The organism is Mycobacterium sp. IDR2000157661 (assembly GCF_022317005.1).
Classification (GTDB): Bacteria; Actinomycetota; Actinomycetes; order Mycobacteriales; family Mycobacteriaceae; genus Mycobacterium.
Genome location: NZ_CP081006.1, coordinates 2,726,568 through 2,744,024, shown reverse-complemented (window position 1 = coordinate 2,744,024; position 17,457 = coordinate 2,726,568). Strand labels below are relative to the sequence as shown.

General features: G+C 67.5%; 17 protein-coding genes. 4 read left to right on the top strand and 13 right to left on the bottom strand.

What is annotated here, in order from left to right:
* Window positions 1-27 precede the first annotated feature (27 nt).
* The 3 genes from K3G64_RS14550 to K3G64_RS14540 all read right to left on the bottom strand — a co-directional run bounded on the left by K3G64_RS14550 (window position 28) and on the right by K3G64_RS14540 (window position 3,003).
* Window positions 28-1,026 (bottom strand): NAD(P)H-dependent flavin oxidoreductase, encoded by a 999-nt coding sequence (locus tag K3G64_RS14550; protein WP_238885258.1) that lies wholly within the window; start codon window positions 1,024-1,026, stop codon window positions 28-30.
* A gap of 101 nt (window positions 1,027-1,127) precedes the next feature.
* Window positions 1,128-1,880, bottom strand: a complete 753-nt coding sequence (locus K3G64_RS14545) for a 3-hydroxyacyl-CoA dehydrogenase (RefSeq protein ID WP_238885257.1) — start codon at window positions 1,878-1,880, stop codon at window positions 1,128-1,130.
* A gap of 19 nt (window positions 1,881-1,899) precedes the next feature.
* Window positions 1,900-3,003 carry a CaiB/BaiF CoA transferase family protein gene (locus K3G64_RS14540; RefSeq protein ID WP_238885256.1) on the bottom strand — a complete coding sequence of 368 codons (1,104 nt, stop codon included), beginning with the start codon at window positions 3,001-3,003 and terminating at the stop codon, window positions 1,900-1,902.
* Between the two features lie 88 nt (window positions 3,004-3,091).
* Between K3G64_RS14540 and K3G64_RS14535 the strand changes: the two genes are divergently transcribed.
* Window positions 3,092-3,910, top strand: coding sequence for an enoyl-CoA hydratase (locus K3G64_RS14535; RefSeq protein WP_238885254.1), 819 nt, complete (start codon window positions 3,092-3,094; stop codon window positions 3,908-3,910).
* A gap of 59 nt (window positions 3,911-3,969) precedes the next feature.
* Window positions 3,970-5,250 carry a tetracycline efflux MFS transporter Tet(V) gene (gene tet(V) / locus K3G64_RS14530; protein ID WP_238885252.1) on the top strand — a complete coding sequence of 427 codons (1,281 nt, stop codon included), beginning with the start codon at window positions 3,970-3,972 and terminating at the stop codon, window positions 5,248-5,250.
* An 8-nt stretch (window positions 5,251-5,258) separates the two neighbouring features.
* Here the strand turns inward: tet(V) and K3G64_RS14525 are convergent, their stop codons facing one another.
* The 3 genes from K3G64_RS14525 to K3G64_RS14515 form a co-directional block, all read right to left on the bottom strand.
* A complete protein-coding gene (locus K3G64_RS14525; protein ID WP_238885250.1) occupies window positions 5,259-5,978 on the bottom strand; it encodes a CPBP family intramembrane glutamic endopeptidase in 720 nt (239 codons plus the stop codon).
* Entirely contained in the window at window positions 5,975-7,123 is a 1,149-nt protein-coding gene (locus tag K3G64_RS14520; protein ID WP_238885248.1) for an NAD(P)H-binding protein, read from the bottom strand. The genes K3G64_RS14525 and K3G64_RS14520 overlap by 4 nt, the downstream gene beginning before the upstream one ends.
* Window positions 7,124-7,187: 64 nt before the next feature.
* Window positions 7,188-7,721: a gamma carbonic anhydrase family protein gene (locus tag K3G64_RS14515; protein WP_238885246.1), complete on the bottom strand. Its 534-nt coding sequence runs from the start codon at window positions 7,719-7,721 to the stop codon at window positions 7,188-7,190.
* 222 nt (window positions 7,722-7,943) lie between these two features.
* Between K3G64_RS14515 and K3G64_RS14510 the strand changes: the two genes are divergently transcribed.
* Entirely contained in the window at window positions 7,944-8,678 is a 735-nt protein-coding gene (locus K3G64_RS14510; protein WP_370646942.1) for a fasciclin domain-containing protein, read from the top strand.
* A gap of 20 nt (window positions 8,679-8,698) precedes the next feature.
* Here K3G64_RS14510 and K3G64_RS14505 read toward each other — a convergent pair whose 3' ends face one another.
* Genes K3G64_RS14505 through K3G64_RS14495 form a run of 3 tightly spaced genes read right to left on the bottom strand, consistent with a single transcriptional unit; the run spans window position 8,699 to window position 11,854 of the window.
* Window positions 8,699-9,841: an acyl-CoA dehydrogenase family protein gene (locus K3G64_RS14505; RefSeq protein WP_238885243.1), complete on the bottom strand. Its 1,143-nt coding sequence runs from the start codon at window positions 9,839-9,841 to the stop codon at window positions 8,699-8,701.
* A 27-nt stretch (window positions 9,842-9,868) separates the two neighbouring features.
* Complete coding sequence (locus tag K3G64_RS14500) at window positions 9,869-10,699, bottom strand: crotonase/enoyl-CoA hydratase family protein (RefSeq protein ID WP_238885242.1); 831 nt, start codon at window positions 10,697-10,699, stop codon at window positions 9,869-9,871.
* 9 nt (window positions 10,700-10,708) lie between these two features.
* Window positions 10,709-11,854, bottom strand: a complete 1,146-nt coding sequence (locus K3G64_RS14495) for a thiolase family protein (protein WP_238885241.1) — start codon at window positions 11,852-11,854, stop codon at window positions 10,709-10,711.
* A 176-nt stretch (window positions 11,855-12,030) separates the two neighbouring features.
* Here K3G64_RS14495 and K3G64_RS14490 point away from each other — a divergent pair, with 176 nt between their 5' ends.
* Complete coding sequence (locus K3G64_RS14490; RefSeq protein WP_238885240.1) at window positions 12,031-12,822, top strand: FadR/GntR family transcriptional regulator; 792 nt, start codon at window positions 12,031-12,033, stop codon at window positions 12,820-12,822.
* A gap of 6 nt (window positions 12,823-12,828) precedes the next feature.
* Here K3G64_RS14490 and K3G64_RS14485 read toward each other — a convergent pair whose 3' ends face one another.
* From K3G64_RS14485 to K3G64_RS14470, 4 genes are all read right to left on the bottom strand, one after another.
* Window positions 12,829-14,571 carry a DUF3556 domain-containing protein gene (locus K3G64_RS14485; protein WP_238885239.1) on the bottom strand — a complete coding sequence of 581 codons (1,743 nt, stop codon included), beginning with the start codon at window positions 14,569-14,571 and terminating at the stop codon, window positions 12,829-12,831.
* A 64-nt stretch (window positions 14,572-14,635) separates the two neighbouring features.
* A complete protein-coding gene (locus tag K3G64_RS14480; protein WP_238885238.1) occupies window positions 14,636-15,172 on the bottom strand; it encodes a DoxX family protein in 537 nt (178 codons plus the stop codon).
* Between the two features lie 59 nt (window positions 15,173-15,231).
* Complete coding sequence (locus K3G64_RS14475; RefSeq protein WP_238885237.1) at window positions 15,232-16,092, bottom strand: DUF5996 family protein; 861 nt, start codon at window positions 16,090-16,092, stop codon at window positions 15,232-15,234.
* A gap of 74 nt (window positions 16,093-16,166) precedes the next feature.
* Window positions 16,167-17,453 carry a WS/DGAT domain-containing protein gene (locus K3G64_RS14470; RefSeq protein WP_238885236.1) on the bottom strand — a complete coding sequence of 429 codons (1,287 nt, stop codon included), beginning with the start codon at window positions 17,451-17,453 and terminating at the stop codon, window positions 16,167-16,169.
* Between the last annotated feature and the right edge of the window lie 4 nt (window positions 17,454-17,457).

Genomic DNA, 17,457 nt, shown 5'->3' with positions numbered 1-17,457 from the left:
GTTGATGCTCCGCTGGCCTGAAGTCCCCTACGCCACGTTCTCTTCCTGGTCGGCGACCACCATGTCGCCGAGCCGCCCGGTGATGATCTCCTCGGCTTCCTCGACGATTCGCGCCACCAACTCGCCACAGGTCGGGATGTCGTTGATCAGGCCCATCGCGGTCCCGACACTCCAGATGCCCGCGTCGAGATCACCGACCTCGTAGACCTTCACGCCGCGCTTACCGGCCACCAGGTCCTTGACGTCCTCGAATTGACCGCCACGGTTCAGGATTTCCACCACCTCCCGCGAGACAGCGTTGCTCGCCACCCGGGCGGTGTTGCGCAGCGGACGGAAGATCAGTTCGGTGTCGAGTTCGCTGCCCGCCACGATCGCTTCCTTGACGTTCTGGTGGATGGCCGATTCCACGGTGCACATGAAGCGGCTGCCCATGTTTATGCCGTCGGCGCCCAGCGCCAGCGCCGCCACCAGTCCGCGCGCGTCGGCGAACCCTCCGGAGGCGATCATCGGGATGTCGATCTTGGCCGACGCCGCCGGGATCAGCACCAGACCGGGGATGTCGTCCTCCCCTGGGTGTCCCGCGCACTCGAACCCGTCGATGCTGATGCCGTCGACACCGAGGCTCTGCGCCTTGACCGCGTGGCGCACCGAGGTGCACTTGTGCAGCACCTTGATGCCGTTGTCGTGGAACATCGGCAGGTGCGGCGCCGGGTTCGAGCCCGCGGTCTCCACGATCTTGACCCCGGAGTCGACGATCACCTGGCGGTACTCGTCATAGGGCGGCGGGTTGATGGTCGGCAGGATCGTCAGGTTGACGCCGAAGGGCCTGTCCGTGAGCTCGCGGCACTTGGCTATCTCCCTGGCCAGGTCGGCAGGCGTCGGCTGGGTGAGTGCGGTGATGAAGCCGAGCGCGCCCGCGTTGGCGACCGCCGCGACGAGTTCCGCGCGACCCACCCACTGCATACCGCCCTGCACGACGGGGTGCTCGACCCCGAACGTCTCGGTGAACTTCGTGGTGATCGTCATGGCGCTTACCTCCGCCCTCTTCTCTTCGCGCAAGCGCTCATCGGGGCCCTCTTCTCTTCGCGCAAGCGCTCATCGGGGCCCTCTTCTCTTCGCGCAAGCGCTCATCGGGGCGCCATCCGGATCGCGCCGTCCAAGCGGATGACCTCACCGTTGAGCATCGGGTTCTCCACGATGTGCACGGCCAGCGCGCCGTATTCGTCGGGATCGCCGAGTCGCGCCGGGTGCGGCACCTGCTTGCCCAGCGAAGCCTGCGCCTCCTCGGGCAGCGACCCTAGCAGCGGCGTCTTGAACAGACCGGGCGCGATGGTCACCACGCGGATGAACTCGCGGCTCAGGTCGCGCGCGATCGGCAGCGTCATGCCGACCACGCCGCCCTTGGACGCCGAGTACGCGGCCTGACCGATCTGACCCTCGAACGCCGCCACCGAGGCGGTGTTGACGATGACGCCGCGCTCGCCGGCGAGGGGCTCTTGCCGCGCGATCCGCTCCGCCGACAGCCGCAGCACGTTGAAGGTGCCGACCAGGTTGACCTCGATGACCTTGCGGAATCCGTCGAGGGGGAACGGCCCGTCCTTCGAGAGCGTCTTGATTGCGTTGCCGATGCCCGCGCAGTTGACGTTGATGCGCAACGGGCCCATCTTCTCGGCCGCGTCCAGCGCGGCGCTCACCGCATCGGGATCGGTCACGTTGGCCTCGACGAACTGGGCGCGCTCGCCGAGTTCTTTGACGGCGTCTTCCCCCTTGAGGTCGATGACGACGACGGATGCGCCCCTGTCGAGCAGTCGCTTGGTGGTCGCCAGGCCCAGGCCCGACGCGCCCCCGGTGACGACGGCTACGGCGTCTTTGATCTCCACTTTGCAGGTGTTCCTTTCTCTAGGACCAGTCTCGTAGGACGGCTTCGGTGTCGGCGCCGGCTTGACCGGGCGGTGTCGGCTGTGGCGGCTCGCTTCGCGAGAACCGCGGCGCCGGCATCGGCTGCAGGTAGTCCCCGTCAGTCGATTCATCGCGGTAGAAGGTGTCGCGCTCGGTGATGTGAGGTTCGGTCTGCACCTCACCGAAGCTCAGCACCGGCGTCACGCAGGCGTCGCTGGTCTCGAACACCTTGGCCCAGTGGTCGCGGTCCTTGGACGCGATCACCTCGGCCAGCCGGGCCCGCAGTTGGGGCCAGCGGCTCATGTCGTTCTGGTCGGGCAGGTCCTCACCCTCGAGGCCCAGCCCCTTGAGGAACTCGGCGTAGAACTGCGGTTCGATGCAACCCACTGCGATGTGGCGGCCGTCGGAGCACGTGTAGGTGTCGTAATACGGCGCACCACCGTCGAGGATGTTGACGCCGCGCTCGTCGGACCACATCCCGTCCTGCCGGAAGCCCCAGATCATCTGGGCCAGCACGCTGGACCCGTCGACCATCGCGGCGTCGACGACCTGACCCTTGCCCGAACTGTGGCGCTCCCACAGCGCCGAGAGGATGCCGACGAGCAGGAACATCGACCCGCCGCCGAAGTCGCCGGTGAGGTTCAGCGGCGGCACCGGCCGTTCCCCTGCCCGCCCGATCGAATGCAGAACGCCGTTGAGCGAGATGTAGTTGATGTCGTGGCCTGCCTGCAGGCGTCTTGGGCCGGTCTGGCCCCAACCGGTCATACGGCCGTAGATGAGGCGGTCGTTGACCTTGGCGCAGTCCTCCGGACCGAGGCCGAGACGCTCGGTCACCCCGGGCCGCAGGCCTTCGATCAACACGTCGGCCTTGGCGACCAGGCGCAGCACGAGCTCACGCCCCTCGTCGGATTTGAGGTCGGCCGTGACCGATCGGCGGTTGCGGAGCGTGGCCTCCCGCTTGCTGGTGGGGATGCCGCCCAGCTTGCCGGGGCGATCGACGCGAACGACGTCGGCCCCGAGGTCACCGAGGATCATCGCGGCGTGCGGGCCGGGCCCGATGCTGGCGAGTTCGATGACTCGCAGTCCGTGAAGTGGTCCCGCCATGGTCGTTCCGCCCTTCATCCGACTGTCGCTGTCGATCGCCGACATAGCTTACTTGTATAACCAGGTGGACTCGCTTTAGGGTGCGATCATGACTTCCCTTGACTCGGGTGCACCCGCCTACGCCGGCATCGACAGCCTGTCGGTCGACCTCGCCGACGCCGTGCTCTCGATCACGCTGAACCGGCCCGACAGCCTCAACTCGCTGTCGTACCCGATGCTCGTGACGCTTGCCGAGACGCTCACCCGGGCGGCCTCCGACCCACGGGTCAAGGTGGTGCGGTTGGGCGGTGCGGGCCGCGGCTTCTCCTCCGGCGCCGGCATCAGCGAGGAGGACCATGCCAACCCCGGTGCGAACGGCACACCGGCTGACGTGCTCGACGCCGCCAACCGCGCGGTGCGCGCGATCGTGAACCTGCCGCAGCCCGTGGTCGCCGTCGTGCACGGCCCCGCTGCGGGCGTGGGGGTGTCGCTGGCGTTGGCCTCCGACGTCGTACTGGCCTCGGACAAGGCGTTCTTCATGCTGGCGTTCACCAAGATCGGGTTGATGCCCGACGGCGGGGCCTCGGCGTTGATCGCCGCCGCGGTCGGCCGGATCCGTGCGACACGTATGGCGTTGCTCGCCGAGCGCATCCCGGCCGCCGAGGCCTACGACTGGGGCCTGGTGACGGCGGTGTATCCGGCCGACGAGTTCGACGCCGAGATCGACAAGGTGATCGACACGCTCAAGTCGGGGCCCGCCGTCGCCTTGCGCAAGACCAAGCACGCCATCAATGCCGCCACCCTCACCGAGTTCGAACCTGCGATCGGGCGCGAGACGCAGGGCCAGTTGGAACTGCTCGCCGCCGACGACTTCCGCGAGGGCGCCAAGGCCTTTCAGCAGCGGCGCCCCGCGAAATTCACCGACTGACGTTCTCTCCGCGCGAAAATCGGTGGACTCGCCGACCACCCGTCGGCGACCATCGTTGAGTGAGTACGCATTTCGATACCGAGCCGGCCCGCGAGGCCGGCGGCTGGCGCGTGCTCGCACCGTTTCGGATCCGTGCGTACCGCCTGCTGATCACGGCGGTCACGCTGTCGATCTTCGCCGACGGGATGTTCGCGGTGGTGCTGGCCCTGCAGGTCATCGAACTGAACAACGATCCGGTGTCGCTGTCGCTGGTCACCACCTGCTTCGGCGCAGGCCTGGTCGCGTTCGTGCTGGTCGGAGGAATCGCCGCCGACCGGATCGACCAACGCACGATCATCATCGCCGTCGAGACGGTCAACGTGCTCGCCGCTTCGGCGATCGCGGTTCTCGGACTGCTTGGCGCGCTGCAAATTTGGCATCTGGCCGTGGGGGCCGCGGCGCTCGGCGCCGCCGCGGCGTTCTTCTTTCCCGCCTACAGCGCTATCCTGCCGAGGGTCCTTCCCGCCGAACAACTGTTGGCCGCCAACGGCGTCGAGGGTGTCGTTCGGCCGGTGTTCCAGCGCGCGATCGGCCCGGCGGTGGCAGGCGTGCTCATCGGCGCGACGTTTCCCGCGCTCGGCGCGGTGACGGTGGCGGCGCTGTTCGCGGTCGGCCTCACGCTGCTTGTCGCGACGCGGTCGGCGAGAATCGCTGCGCCACAACCCGACCAGCAGCGCCCGAATGTGTTGCGGGACCTGCGCGAGGGGTTCGTCTTCGTGCTCGCCACGCCGTGGCTGCTGTGGACGTTGCTCTTCGCCAGCATGTTCGTGTTGGTGGTGCTCGGGCCGATCGAGGTGCTGCTGCCGTTCATTGCCGACGACCGCTTCGCCGAAGGCGCCCGGACGTACGGCTTCATCCTGGCGTTCTTCGGTGTGGGCAGCGCGCTCGGTGCGCTTGCGGTGTCATCGGTCCGGCTGCCGCGCCGCTATCTGACGGTCATGATGGCGATGTGGAGCCTGGGCTCGATCCCACTGATCGTGTTCGGGTTCACCTCGTCGTTCACGTTGATGGCGGTGGCGACGCTCGTCATCGGGTTCACCGACGGTGCCGGCATGGTCATCTGGGGCACGCTGCTGCAGCGTCGGGTCCCAAGGGCGATGTTGGGCCGGGTGTCGAGCCTGGACTTCTTCGTGTCGCTGGCATTCATGCCGGTGTCGTTCGCGATCGTCGGCCCGTTGTCGAAAGTCGTTTCGATGCAGACGATTTTCCTCGTGGCCGGCATCGCTCCGGCCTTGCTGGCCGCGGTCGCGGTGTGGGCGGCCGGGATGCGTCGCGACGAACTCGCCCACCCCTTGAACTAGCCCGAGCGCTACACCCCGAAGAGCGGCGGCAACGCAAGCACCATCACCAGCCCCCAGAAGAAGTGGGTGAGCATCGGTGCGAGCACGCCGCCGGTCACCCGGCGCTCGAACGCGCAGATCGTGCCCAGGATGATCGCGGCGAAGCCCAGCATCGGGTTGCCCGTGGTGACAGCCGTCGCGATCACGTAGAAGACCGTCGAGATCAGTATCGGCCGCATCGTGCCCAGCGCGGTGTACAGGGCACCGCGGAAGAACATCTCCTCGGCGAGTCCGTTGATCACCGTGATGAACACGACCAACCCCAGGGGTCCGTAGTCGGCGTATTCGAGCACCCGGGTGATGTAGTCGCGCACCGGCGGTATCTCGCGGGCGATCAACCCGCCGACGATGAACACCGCGCCGAGCAGCAGGCCGACCACGGTGCCCGTGATGACCGGCCGCTGGTTGCGACCGCGGAACCGGATGCACCCGAGATGCAGTGGGCCCGAAGCGAACGCGCCGAGGGCCCACACCGCCGCCAGCGCCAGCGTCAGCCAGTAGAAGAGGTTGTTGCCCGGTTCCAGCGTCAGCGAATAGCCAAGCAGCGCAGCGCCGATGACCAGCACCACCGCGACGATGACGCGTCGGCGCCGGATGACGCTCGGCGCCTCGTGGTGGGGAACGGGACACGCGTTGACGATGTCCTTGGCTTCGGCCAGCCATCCCGGACGCGTCGCGGACCGCGTCATGCCGAGCTCACCCCGGGCACGAAGTGCATCAGCGTGTCCAACCCGGTGCGGACCGCACCGGCGACGGGTCCCGGCACCACACCGATGAGTCCGAGTGCGGGCCTGGCGATCGCCGGTGTGAAGGCGCCTGCCACCTGTTGGATGCGTTGGGTGTCACCGCCCGCCCACACCGGATCGGTGTCGGCGAGGTGGTGCGGGTCGGCCAGCGTGTCGACGGGTCGGCGCCGCCGGCTCGACAGCGTCCGGGTTATCGCCTCCTCGACACCGATCAAGCCGCCCGGTGGGTCCGGCACCAGCTCGCGCAGCCGGTTCTCCGACGCCACCATCGGATGGTCAAGCGATCGAACGAGATCCCCGGCCAGCCCACCCGGGACCGGCAGGACAACCCCCGTCACCAGCGACACCAGCCCGGTGTCGATCCCGTTGACCGGCAGTTCGGCGCGCCACTTGCCGGACATGCGCGCGTAGGTCCGCAGCAGGTCACCGTAGGACGTGGTCTCGGGTCCGGAGATGTCGTAGGCACCGGCGGGCACGCGGTCGGCGTCGGCGGCGGCGACGAGGTAGTGCAGCACATCGCAGACGGAGATCGGGTCGAGCGGGTGGACCGACCACGACGGCATGGGAATGACCAGGAAGCGGTCCCCCACGTAGCGCAGCATCTCGAACGACGTCGAACCCGCGCCGATGATGATCGCGGCACCGAGCCACACCACGTCGGGACCGCCGCCGACGTTGAGCGCTTCGGCGACCTCGGCGCGGCTGGTCAGGTGCTCGGAGAGGTCGTCACCGTCGGGTACGAAACCGCCCAGGTAGACGATGCGGCGCACGCCGGCCTCCTTCGCGGCGTTCGCCACGGTGGCCGCGGCGCGGTTGTCGGCGTCGCGGAAGTCCGGCTGGCCGATGCCGTGCACCAGGTAGTAGACGACGTCGACGGGTCCCGCATCGGCGAACGCGGCCCGCGCCGACGACTCGTCGTGGGCGTCCAACGTGACGCCGGTGATCCGGTTGTGCCAGCCGAAACGGGACAGTTTGCCGACGTCACGGGTCGCCGCGACAACGTCGTGCCCCTCGTCGAGCAGGGCGGTGACGAGTCGCGAACCGACATACCCGGTGGCGCCGGTGACCAGGGTTCGCACGTTTTCCACCGTACGGCTGTACCCCGATCGGTCCGCGTTGACCCGAAACGTGATCGGATACGCAGGATTTGCGTCAGCCGGTGGCGTCGCGGTGCAGCTCGATGAGGTGTTGGTAGACCTGTGCGTTGTGCCGGTTGCCCGAGACCTCGGCGTCGCTGAGCTCGCGGCGGATCTTGCCGGGCACCCCGGCGACCAGGGATCGCGGCGGAACGACGAAGCCCTGCGGCACCACCGCGCCCGCCGCGACGAGCGACCCCTCGCCGATCGTCGCGCCGTTGAGGACCACGGCGCCCATCCCGATTAGGACCCCGTCTTCAACGGTGCAGCCGTGCAGCACTGCGTTGTGCCCGATGCTGACCTCCGCGCCGATGCTGATCGGGAACTCGGGGTCGACGTGGATGGTGACGCCGTCCTGAACGTTGGTGCCGTACCCGATCTCGATCGGTTCGGCCTCGGCACGCAACGTTGCGCTGTACCAGACGCTGACCCGCGCGGCGAGCCTCACCTGGCCGATCACGCTGGCGTTCGGCGCCACCCAGGCCTCGGCGTGCACCTGCGGGGAGCGTCCGCGAATGGACAGGATCAGCGGTTCAGGCATGCGCGACATCGTATTCACTCGCTGCCGCCGCCCGGCCCAGGGGCACGTGACCGGGAGTGACCCAGACGCCGCGGTTCGCCCTGGTCGGCCTGCGCGCCGACGTGTGTGCGTAGGTTCGCAAAGTGCAGGTCAGTGACGCTGCGGCGGGTGGTCCACGGGTCGTGACTTTGCCGATCGGCGATCTGTGCCTCTAACATGCCAGGCGACCTGACTAGCGGAGGAACCTACGTGATGACTCGCACCAGCAAAGCCATCGGCGCGCTCGCCGGGGCCGCGGCGATCGCCGTGTCGATCCCGCTCGCCGTGACCGCCTATGCGCAGCCCGCCGAGCCCACCACCGAGCCGACGACCGAGGAGGCCGTCGAGATCCCCGATCCGCAGGGCCCCGAGTGCGACGCCTTCAAGGAGGCGATTCCGACCTGGAAGAACCTGGCCACCATGCCGCTCGGCCAGGCGCTGCAGACCATCCCCGAGGCGAGCACCTTCTACTCGGCGATCTCGGGCGGCCTGAACCCCGCGGTCAACGTGCTTCCGGTGCTCGAGAACGGCCCGTACGTGGTGTTCGCGCCGACCAACGAAGCGTTCGCCGCGCTGCCGCCCGCCCAACTCGACGCGCTGAAGGCCGATCCGGCCGCGCTGACGGACCTCGACTACTACCACGTGTTCCTCGGCATCCTGGGTCCCAACGACGTCGAGGGCCAGCGACCCACGCAGCAGGGCGCCGACATCAAGGTCACCGGTGAGGGCGACGACATCACCGTCAACGACACCGCCAAGGTGCTGTGCGGCGGCATCCAGACCGCCAACGCGCGGATCTACCTGATCGACACGGTCCTCGACCCGAGCACCCCGCCGACGCCGGTCACCCCGTCGGCGACCTCGACCAGCACGACCACCACGACCACCACGACGGAGGCGACGACGGAACCGGCACCGGCCGAGCTGCCAGCCGAAGCCCCCGCCTGAGGCGCGCGGTTCTATAGGCCCTACAGGCCGAGGTCGCGGCCGATGATCTCCTTCATGATCTCGGTCGTGCCACCGAAGATCGTCTGGATGCGTCCGTCGACGTAGTCGCGGGCGACCCGGTACTCCATCATGTAGCCGTAGCCGCCGTGCAGCTGCACACAGTTGTCGACGACCTTCTTGGCGACCTCGGTGGCCCACCACTTCGCCTTGGCGGCCTCGACGGCAGTCAGCTCACCATCGACGACGCCCTGCAGGCAGCGGTCGATGTAGGTCTCGGTGATCTCGAGCTGGGTGTCCATCTCGGCCAGCAGGAAGCGGTTGTGCTGGAAGCTGCCGATGGGCTGGCCGAACGCCTTGCGATCCTTGGCGTACTGCAGTGTCTGGCGCCAGGTTTCGCGTGCGCCCGCGATCGCCGAGATGGCGATGCCGAGACGTTCGGAGGGGAGATTCTGCATCAGGTGGTAGAAGCCGCGGCCCTCCTTGCCCAGGACGTTGGCGTTGGGCACGCGGACGTTCTCGAAGTGCAGCTCGGAGGTGTCCTGGGCGTGCAGGCCCATCTTGTCGAGCTTGCGCCCCCGGGTGAAGCCGGCCATGTCGCGCTCCACCACGAGCAGCGTGAAGCCCTTGTGACCGGCTTCGGGATCGGTGCGGCAGACCACCACGCACAGGTCGCAGTTGATGCCCGAGGAGATGAATGTCTTGGAGCCGTTGACGATCCAGTCGTCACCGTCGCGGACCGCGGAGGTGCGGATGCCCGCGAGGTCGCTACCGGCGCCGGGTTCGGTCATCGCGATCGCGATGATGAGCTCACCGCTGGTGATGCCGGGCAGCCAGCGCTGCCGCTGCTCGTCGTTGGCCAGTTCCTTGAAGTACGGGCCGACGACGTCGTTGTGCAGGCTCAGCGCGGGGGCCGGGACGCCGGCCTTGGCGATCTCCTCGTCGATGATCGCGTTGAACCGGAAGTCGTCGACGCCGCCGCCGCCGAACTCCTCGGGCATGTTGAACCCGATGAGCCCGTGCTTGCCCGCAGCCACGTAGGCCGACCGGTCGACGAGGCGATCAGCTTCCCACTTCTCGGCGTTGGGGATGAGTTCGCTGTCGATGTAACCGCGAACGGTGTCGCGAAAGGCTTCGTGCTCGGCCTCATAGATGGTTCGCTTCATATTTTCTCGGTGCCTCTCCTACTTCGCTTACTTGGCCCGCCAAATCGGCTCACGCTTCTCGGCGAAGGCCAGCGGCCCTTCCTTGGCGTCCTCGGATCGCATGACGGCGACGACCTCGCGCACGGTGCGCGCCCAACCCGGTTCGTCCCCGACGATCACTCCCTCGTCGACGCCCATGGCGACCCGCTTGCTCGCCCAGACGGCCAGCGGGGCATTGCACGTGATCCGTTCGGCGAGCGCGAGCGCCGCGTCGACGGCGGTGCCGTCGGGCACCACGTGATTGATCAGGCCCCACTTGAGGGCGTCGGCGGCCGGCATCGGCTCCCCGGTGAACAGCATCTCCATCGCGACCTTGCGGGGCAGGTGGTCGACGATGCGGAAGACGCCGCCGGCGGCCGCGATCAGGCCGCGCTTGACTTCCGGCAGACCGAATTTCGCGCGCTCCTCGGCAACCACCAGATCGCTGGCCAGCGCCAGTTCGGTGCCGCCGCCCAACGCGGTGCCGTTGACGGCGGCGATGGTCGGCTTGTCGATGTAGTGGTGCACGTATCCGGCGAAGCCCCACTCGCGGTGTTCGGCGTGGAACAGGTTCTCCCGCCGCGAGATGGCCTTGAGGTCGGCTCCCGCACAGAAAGATTCGCCAGCACCGGTGAGCACGACGGCGCGCACATCCGCATCGTCCTGCGCCTGTTGCAGCGCGTCCCCGACCGCTGTGCTCACCGCGGAATTGACCGCGTTGCGGGCCTCGGGCCGGTTGAGGGTGATGAGCAGCACGTCACCATTCCTGCCCCGCCGCTCGGTGAGAGCGGCGGGGGCGCTCGCGTCACGTCCGACGACGATCGATGAGGAGTCGGACACTTCAGACCGTCACAGCAGCTCGATGATGGTGGCGTTCGCCTGGCCGCCACCCTCACACATCGTCTGCAGGCCGTACTGAATCCCCTTGTCGCGCATATGATGCAGCATCGTGGTCATGATGCGGGCGCCGGAGCCACCGAGCGGGTGACCAAGGGCGATGGCGCCGCCGTTGGGATTCAGCTTCTTCTCGTCGGCGCCGATGTCCTTGAGCCACGCCATCGGCACCGGCGCGAAGGCCTCGTTCACCTCGAAGACGCCGATGTCCTCGAGTTTCAGGCCGGACTTCTTGAGCGCCTTCTGGGTGGCGGGAATCGGGGCGGTCAGCATGATCACCGGGTCGGCGCCGGCCAGGGTGGCGGTGTGCACCTTGGCGATCGGCTTGAGACCCAGTTCCTTGGCCTTCTCGGCGGACATGAACAGGATGGCCGCCGAGCCGTCGGAGATCTGGGACGAGTTGCCTGCGTGGATCACGCCGTCCTCGCGGAAGGCGGGCTTGAGCGTGGCCATCTTCTCCATGGTGGTGCCGCGACGGATGCCCTCGTCCTTGAGAACCGGATTGCCGTCCTGATCCTTGATGGCGACGATCTGGTCGTCGAAGGCGCCGGAGTCCTGCGCGGCGGCGGCTTTGTCGTGTGAGCCGAGGGAGTACTCGTCGACCATAGTGCGGTCAAAGCCCCACTGCTCGGCGATCATCTCCGCGCCGATGCCCTGGTTCGGAGTCCGGTCGTAGCGCTGCTTGAAGCTCTCCGGGTAAGGGTTGCCGCCGTTGGCCAGCGACGCGCCCATCGGCGTGCGAGACATCGACTCGACGCCACCGGCGACCACCACGTCGTAGTGCCCGGCGACCACGCCGGCCGCGGCGAAGTGGATGGACTGCTGGCTCGAGCCGCACTGGCGGTCGACGGTCACACCCGGCACGCTCTCCGGCCAGCCTGCCGCCAACAGGGCGGTACGGCCGATGTCGAGGGCCTGCTCGCCGGCCTGCATGACGCAACCCCAGATGACGTCGTCGACCAGCACCGGGTCGACGCCGGCGCGCTGCACGAGGCCGTTGAGCACCTGCGCGGACAGTTCGGCCGGGTGGACGCCCGACAACCCGCCGTTGCGCTTGCCGACCGGTGACCGGACGGCCTCGACGATGACGGCTTCAGCCATGACGCTTCTCCTTTGAAAGTCGTGTTTTCCCGAAGGTAGATGAACAAAGTTTACTAGGTCAACCTACTGGTTGGTAGGCGGGGCGGCGACGCTGCTGCCGCGGCGCGGGCACACCACATGGTTTACTGAGTTGCACAGCTGTCCGTCCCGGCCAGCCGACGCTAGCAGGAGATGTGGTGACCCGTAGCACGCCGTTGGCGCCGATGATCGGCCCCGATGCCGTCGGCGCGAGCAGGGCGGTCCGGTCACCGAAGACCGCCGAGCTGGTTGCGGGCACCTTGCGCCGCATGGTGGTCGACGGCCAACTCAAGGACGGCGACTTCCTGCCGAACGAGGCCGAGCTGATGGCCCACTTCGGCGTCAGCAGACCGACACTGCGCGAGGCGGTGCGGGTGCTGGAATCCGAACGCCTGGTCGAAGTGCGCCGCGGTTCGCGTACCGGCGCGCGCGTCCGGGTACCCGGCCCGGAGATCGTCGCCCGCCCGGCCGGCCTACTTCTGGAGTTGTCCGGCGCGACGATCGCCGACCTGATGACCGCGCGGGCCGGTATCGAGCCGATGGCGGTTCGGCTGCTGGCCGAGTCGGGATCGGCCGAGGCGTTCGACGAGCTGGACAAGATGCTCGAAGAGCATGTGCCTTCCGGTTGGAAGAACGACACCCTGGCCGAGACGACGGGCGGCTTCCACCTGCGCGTCGTGGAACTGTCCGGCAATGCCACCCTCGGCATCATCGCTGGCATGCTCCAAGAGATCACGGTGCGGCACAACGCCTTTCTGTTCAAGGAACGGCGCCCGGTGTCCAAGACCGATTTCGACAAGCTGATGCGGTCGTATCGAAAGCTGATGCAGCTGCTGCGATCCGGCGACGGCGCGGCGGCCGAAGCGCACTGGCGCAGACACCTCGACACGGCGCGCGACCTGTTGTTGCAGGGCCTCGAGGACGTCAAAGTGCGCGACGTCATGGGCTGACCGGGCTCACCGGGCGTCGGCGCTGTCTTTCTGCCATGTCACGTGCACCGGCACGGTGTCGTCCCAAGGTTGGCGGGTGACCATGTCGGCGACGTGGATGTAGCCCCTCTCGAATTCGCCGGTGGCGGCGTCGACAAGACGATATTCCTGGCGCTGCCGATGAATGGGCTGCCCGTCGATCAGCACCACGCGCACCTCACCGGGTTCGAACGCGCAGCGCTGCTGTAGCGCCTCGATCAGCTGTTCGTTGTGCATGTGGCCGTCGCCGAAGTTCCAGCCGATAGCAGTGCTGCAGATGCGTTCGCCGTCGGTGAGCACATAGTCGTCCTCGTTGCAGCCGGCCATGGCGCGGTGGGCGAGGGTGAACATGGCACGGCCGTGGGTGTTGAAGGCGCGGAACGCATATCCCATGTAGAGATACATCTGGGCAGTCTCCGGGCTGCCGTAGTAGCGCTCCATCTGTGCCTGCGGCATGCTGGCGATCGAGACGACGTTCTGCTCGATCTTGGCCGACGCCGACGGCTTGATGCACCACAGGCCGGTGTCCCAATTGCCCGCGTAGTAACGCATTCCAGGCAGGAACGACACCTTACGCGGGAACAGGTTTCCCATCACCACGGTGCCCGCGACGACGGCGAACAACAGGATCGGCCACGGGCTTTGCAGCTCGGCCAGGCCGACGTCGGCGTGCCCGACGAACAGCGCCAGCACCGCGAACATCATGAACACGTTCCACTCCAGCGGCACACCCATCGGGATCGACGACAGGATCCCGAAGTGGAACACCAGCATCACCAACGCCGCGATGTAGGTCGGCCAACCGCCGCCCGAGAAGAACAGCACCAGCGGCACCAGGCCTTCGATCGCGGTGCTGAAGTGCGCCAGCCACCGCGACAGCCGCCCGGGCCGCAGGTCGTCGGGGAAGTGCTCGAAGAACCTGCGTTTGATCCACCGCGGCCGGAACACCGGGTTGTTGCTCATCATCGTGGAGATGACGAACGGGAAGTGCTTGTTGAGCTTCGAGGTGGCAGCGCCCAACCAGATCACCAGACACACGAGCTTGGCCGCGACGACGATGTCGGGCCCGGCGAACAGGAAGCACGCCGCCAGCGAGGCGTACACCTCGCCGCGAGCGGCCAGGAAGATCACCTTGTCGCGCAGCCCGAGCACGGCCAGCACGCCCAGGATCGCCCCGATCTGCCAGACCGGCAGCACCCCCACCGTCGTGCCGAGTTCGGGGATCGGCCCGGTACCGTCGGAGAACAGCGCGACGACCAGCAGCACCAGCAGCGCGGCGTAGAGCAGTGCGTCAACCGGTGTGCGGGTGTCCCCCTTGGTCAGCGGGATGCGCGTCGGCCATGGGGGCAGCCGGATCGTCTTGGGCCGCAACCAGTACAGGATCGAACCCATCGGCGGGAAGAACCGGTTGTTCAGCGGGCCGAAGCCGCAGCCGAGCCCGACGACCTCGAAGAGCATCGTGTAGAGCACGACCTTCTCGAACACGATCGGCTCGTTGTACCAGGAGGCGACGTTGGTGAACCCGTCGATCCCGGTCGTGGTCAGTACCACCAGCCACGCGCCCAGGATGTAGAGCAGGATCTTGACGACATAGAACAGGTGCAGCACCACGGGCGTCCCGAACCCCACCTCGGCCCAGTGCCGCGCCATCGGCACGATCTTCTCCGCCCGGGTGCCCTTGCTCCATTCCTCGAAGTCGACGACGGGCGCGTCTTGCTTCAGAAACCCCATAACGTCAAAGACTAGAACGTGTTCTAGCTAGCGTGAAGCCGTTCGGCGCGGCCGGCGACCTCGACTACGAGGTCTCGGCCTTGGCGGGCGGACGGTAGAAGATGAGCAGCTGGCCGATGCCGCCGACGAGGCCGAGTCCCAGCGAGATCAGCAGACCCCACCACCCGTGCAGGAAGTCGGCGAAGCCGGTGTCACCGAAGAAGAGGTAGTCCAGGCTGTACTTGCCCGCTCCCAGGGTCGCGATGCCCACTGCGGCCACCGCGAGGACCAGGTTGTACTCCCAGCCCTCCTTGACGATGAAGAACCCGTTCTTTCGGTGCACGGTCCATGCCGCCGTCAGCATGAGCGCCACGAAGCCGGCCGCCGGGACCGGTGTCAGCAGCCCGACCGCCAACCCGATGCCGGCGGCCATCTCGGTGGTCGCGGCGACGCGGGCGTGGAACACGCCGGGTTTCATGCCGATGCTCTCGAACCACCCCGCGGTGCCCGGGATGCGGCCACCGCCGAAGAACTTGTTGTAGCCGTGCGCGGCCATGGTCAGACCGAGGACGACACGCAGAATCAGCAGGGCTGTGTCAGCAGCGGAGCCGTAGGCAGTCATGCAACAAAACTTAGGCCATGTGTTAAGTCGCTGCCCAGCCCCCCGTCCACACCGAAGGGCTACCGCCGGCTCTGCCAACGGGCGGGGTGGTCCTCCAGAGCGTCGCGGTCCCAGCCGGCGAGCTCGGCCGCGGCCGCATAGGTGGTCTGCAGAAACTGCATGAGGTGACTGTCGGGATCCTCGGCGTTGCGCACCGCCTCGTAGGGCAACAGGAACTGTTGGTAGTCGTCGCTGAAGAAGGCCTCCTGCGGTGATACGCGGAATTCGCGGAAGCCTTCGGGTTCGGGATAGGCGTACGAGTAGAAGGCGCCCTCGTTGCCGCCACCGGGCCAGAAGCCGCAGCTGCTCAGTTCATGTGAGTAGCCCTCGACCATCACCCAGTCACCGACGTTCGGAGCCCCACCGGGATGTTCGGGGGCCGGTCGGCCCGAGAACCGGGTGCACGCCATGTCGAACGATCCCCAGAAGAAGTGCACGGGACTGACCTTCCCGATGAAGTGCGCGCGAAACTCGCCCATCACCCGGTCAGCCTGCACAAGCTGCTGCCAGAAGTGCCGCGCCGCTTCGCCGTCGTAGGCGCGGTGCTGGTGATCGTCGTCGAAGGCCACGGCGGGCTCGACTTCGTTGGGGCGGGTGTCGATCCGGGTCTCGAGCCCCAGGTCGTGTAACGCCGACATCGTGTCGGAGTAGAAGTCGGCGATCGGTCCGGGTGCGAGCGGGACCAACCGCCGGCCGCCGTCACTGTGGCGGATCACCAACTGGTGCTCGATGAAGTCGAACTCCATGTCGAAGACCGCGCCACCGACCGGCATGGCACCCGTGCTCAGGCCGCGCGGCGAGACGTACAAAGTCACCTGCCACCAGTGGTTCACCAAGGGCAGGTGCGCCATGCGGATCTTGCCGACGACCTGGGTCCACATGTGCAGCGTGTGTCGGGTATCGACCCATTGGTCAACTCGGAGCGATGGCCAGCTTGCCGTGGCACCGAACGAACTCACAACGTTCTCCTTCTTGTTGAGACACCGTCGTCGGACAACGCCGCATCGAGTCTCTCCACGTATACATCGATGTCGCCTATCGCGGACTCCGCCGCGCACACGCTGATCGCGATCATGTCACCGATGCCGTGCACGCCGTGGCTCAGGCCCATCATCGGCGACAACCCCGGATATCCGGCTGTCAGGACCACCGGCGCGTCTCCGAATCTCAGATCGGCCGCACCGCGATTGACGCTCGATACCACGGTGTTGCCCGTGACCGTCGGCGAGCGCACCGCGGGGTCGAACTGCGCGACTCCCCAGCGCAATAACGGCGCGGGCACCGCCGCGAACGCCTCGCCGGCCGCCACCATCGCCGGGTGCGATGCGCGGCGCCGGCGCTGGCCGAACTGCTCGGCGATCCGAGCCATCCGCTCGCCGACGGGCACATCCGGATACAGGCCCACGCCGACGTTGCCGAAGTGGTTGTGCGACCTGCGCTCGCCGGCCCTGGCCATCGGCACCTCGGCCCGCAGTTGCGACGGGTCGTCCCCCAGCTCGCGCAGGTGTTCGGCCAGCGCGGTCGCCACCGCGGCCAGCACCCCGACCGTCACCGTCGGGCCCGGCACCTCGAACCGTTTCCTGACCAGCGTGCGCAGACCGATCCGACCGTCGGGCCGGGCGTTGGAGCGCAGGGCCGGACACGTATCCGCCTGCGCCGGAACACGTCCGGCTTCGGTGTCGCGCACCAGCTGCCGGTGGGTGCGGGCCGCCCGAAAGCTGCGCCACGGCAACGTCGCGCCAATGAACCGCCGCGGGCCGTCGACGGCCGACACCGGCACATCGCGGCCGAACAGCCACGCCGCCAACGCCGACGCCCGAACCCCGTCCGCCAAGGCGTGGGCGATCTGCAGCACCGCCACGGTCCCGCGCTCGGCTTCTGGCAGTCCGCTGACTGACGGAAAACAATGCAGCCGCCACGCCATCACGCTCGCATCGAGTTGGTCGCCGTCCAGTCGAGCGATCGCCGACAGACATTCCGACCAGTTGTCGGTGTCGTGCACCACGAACTGGTCGCCCCCCACCTCGCCGCTGACCCAGTCCGGATACGTCAACGTGTTGCGGTCACGAACACGGAGTCGGAGTTCGTCACAGCCACACGCCCGCTCACGAACCCGCCGCAACGCATCGTCGACATCCGCTACAGCACCGGCGAATCCGTAAAGCAGGAACTGGTCGTTCGGGATTTTCGCCGACAGCCAGTAGGTCTGCGCGTCCACCGCAGACAGCCGGCGGACGCTCATGGCC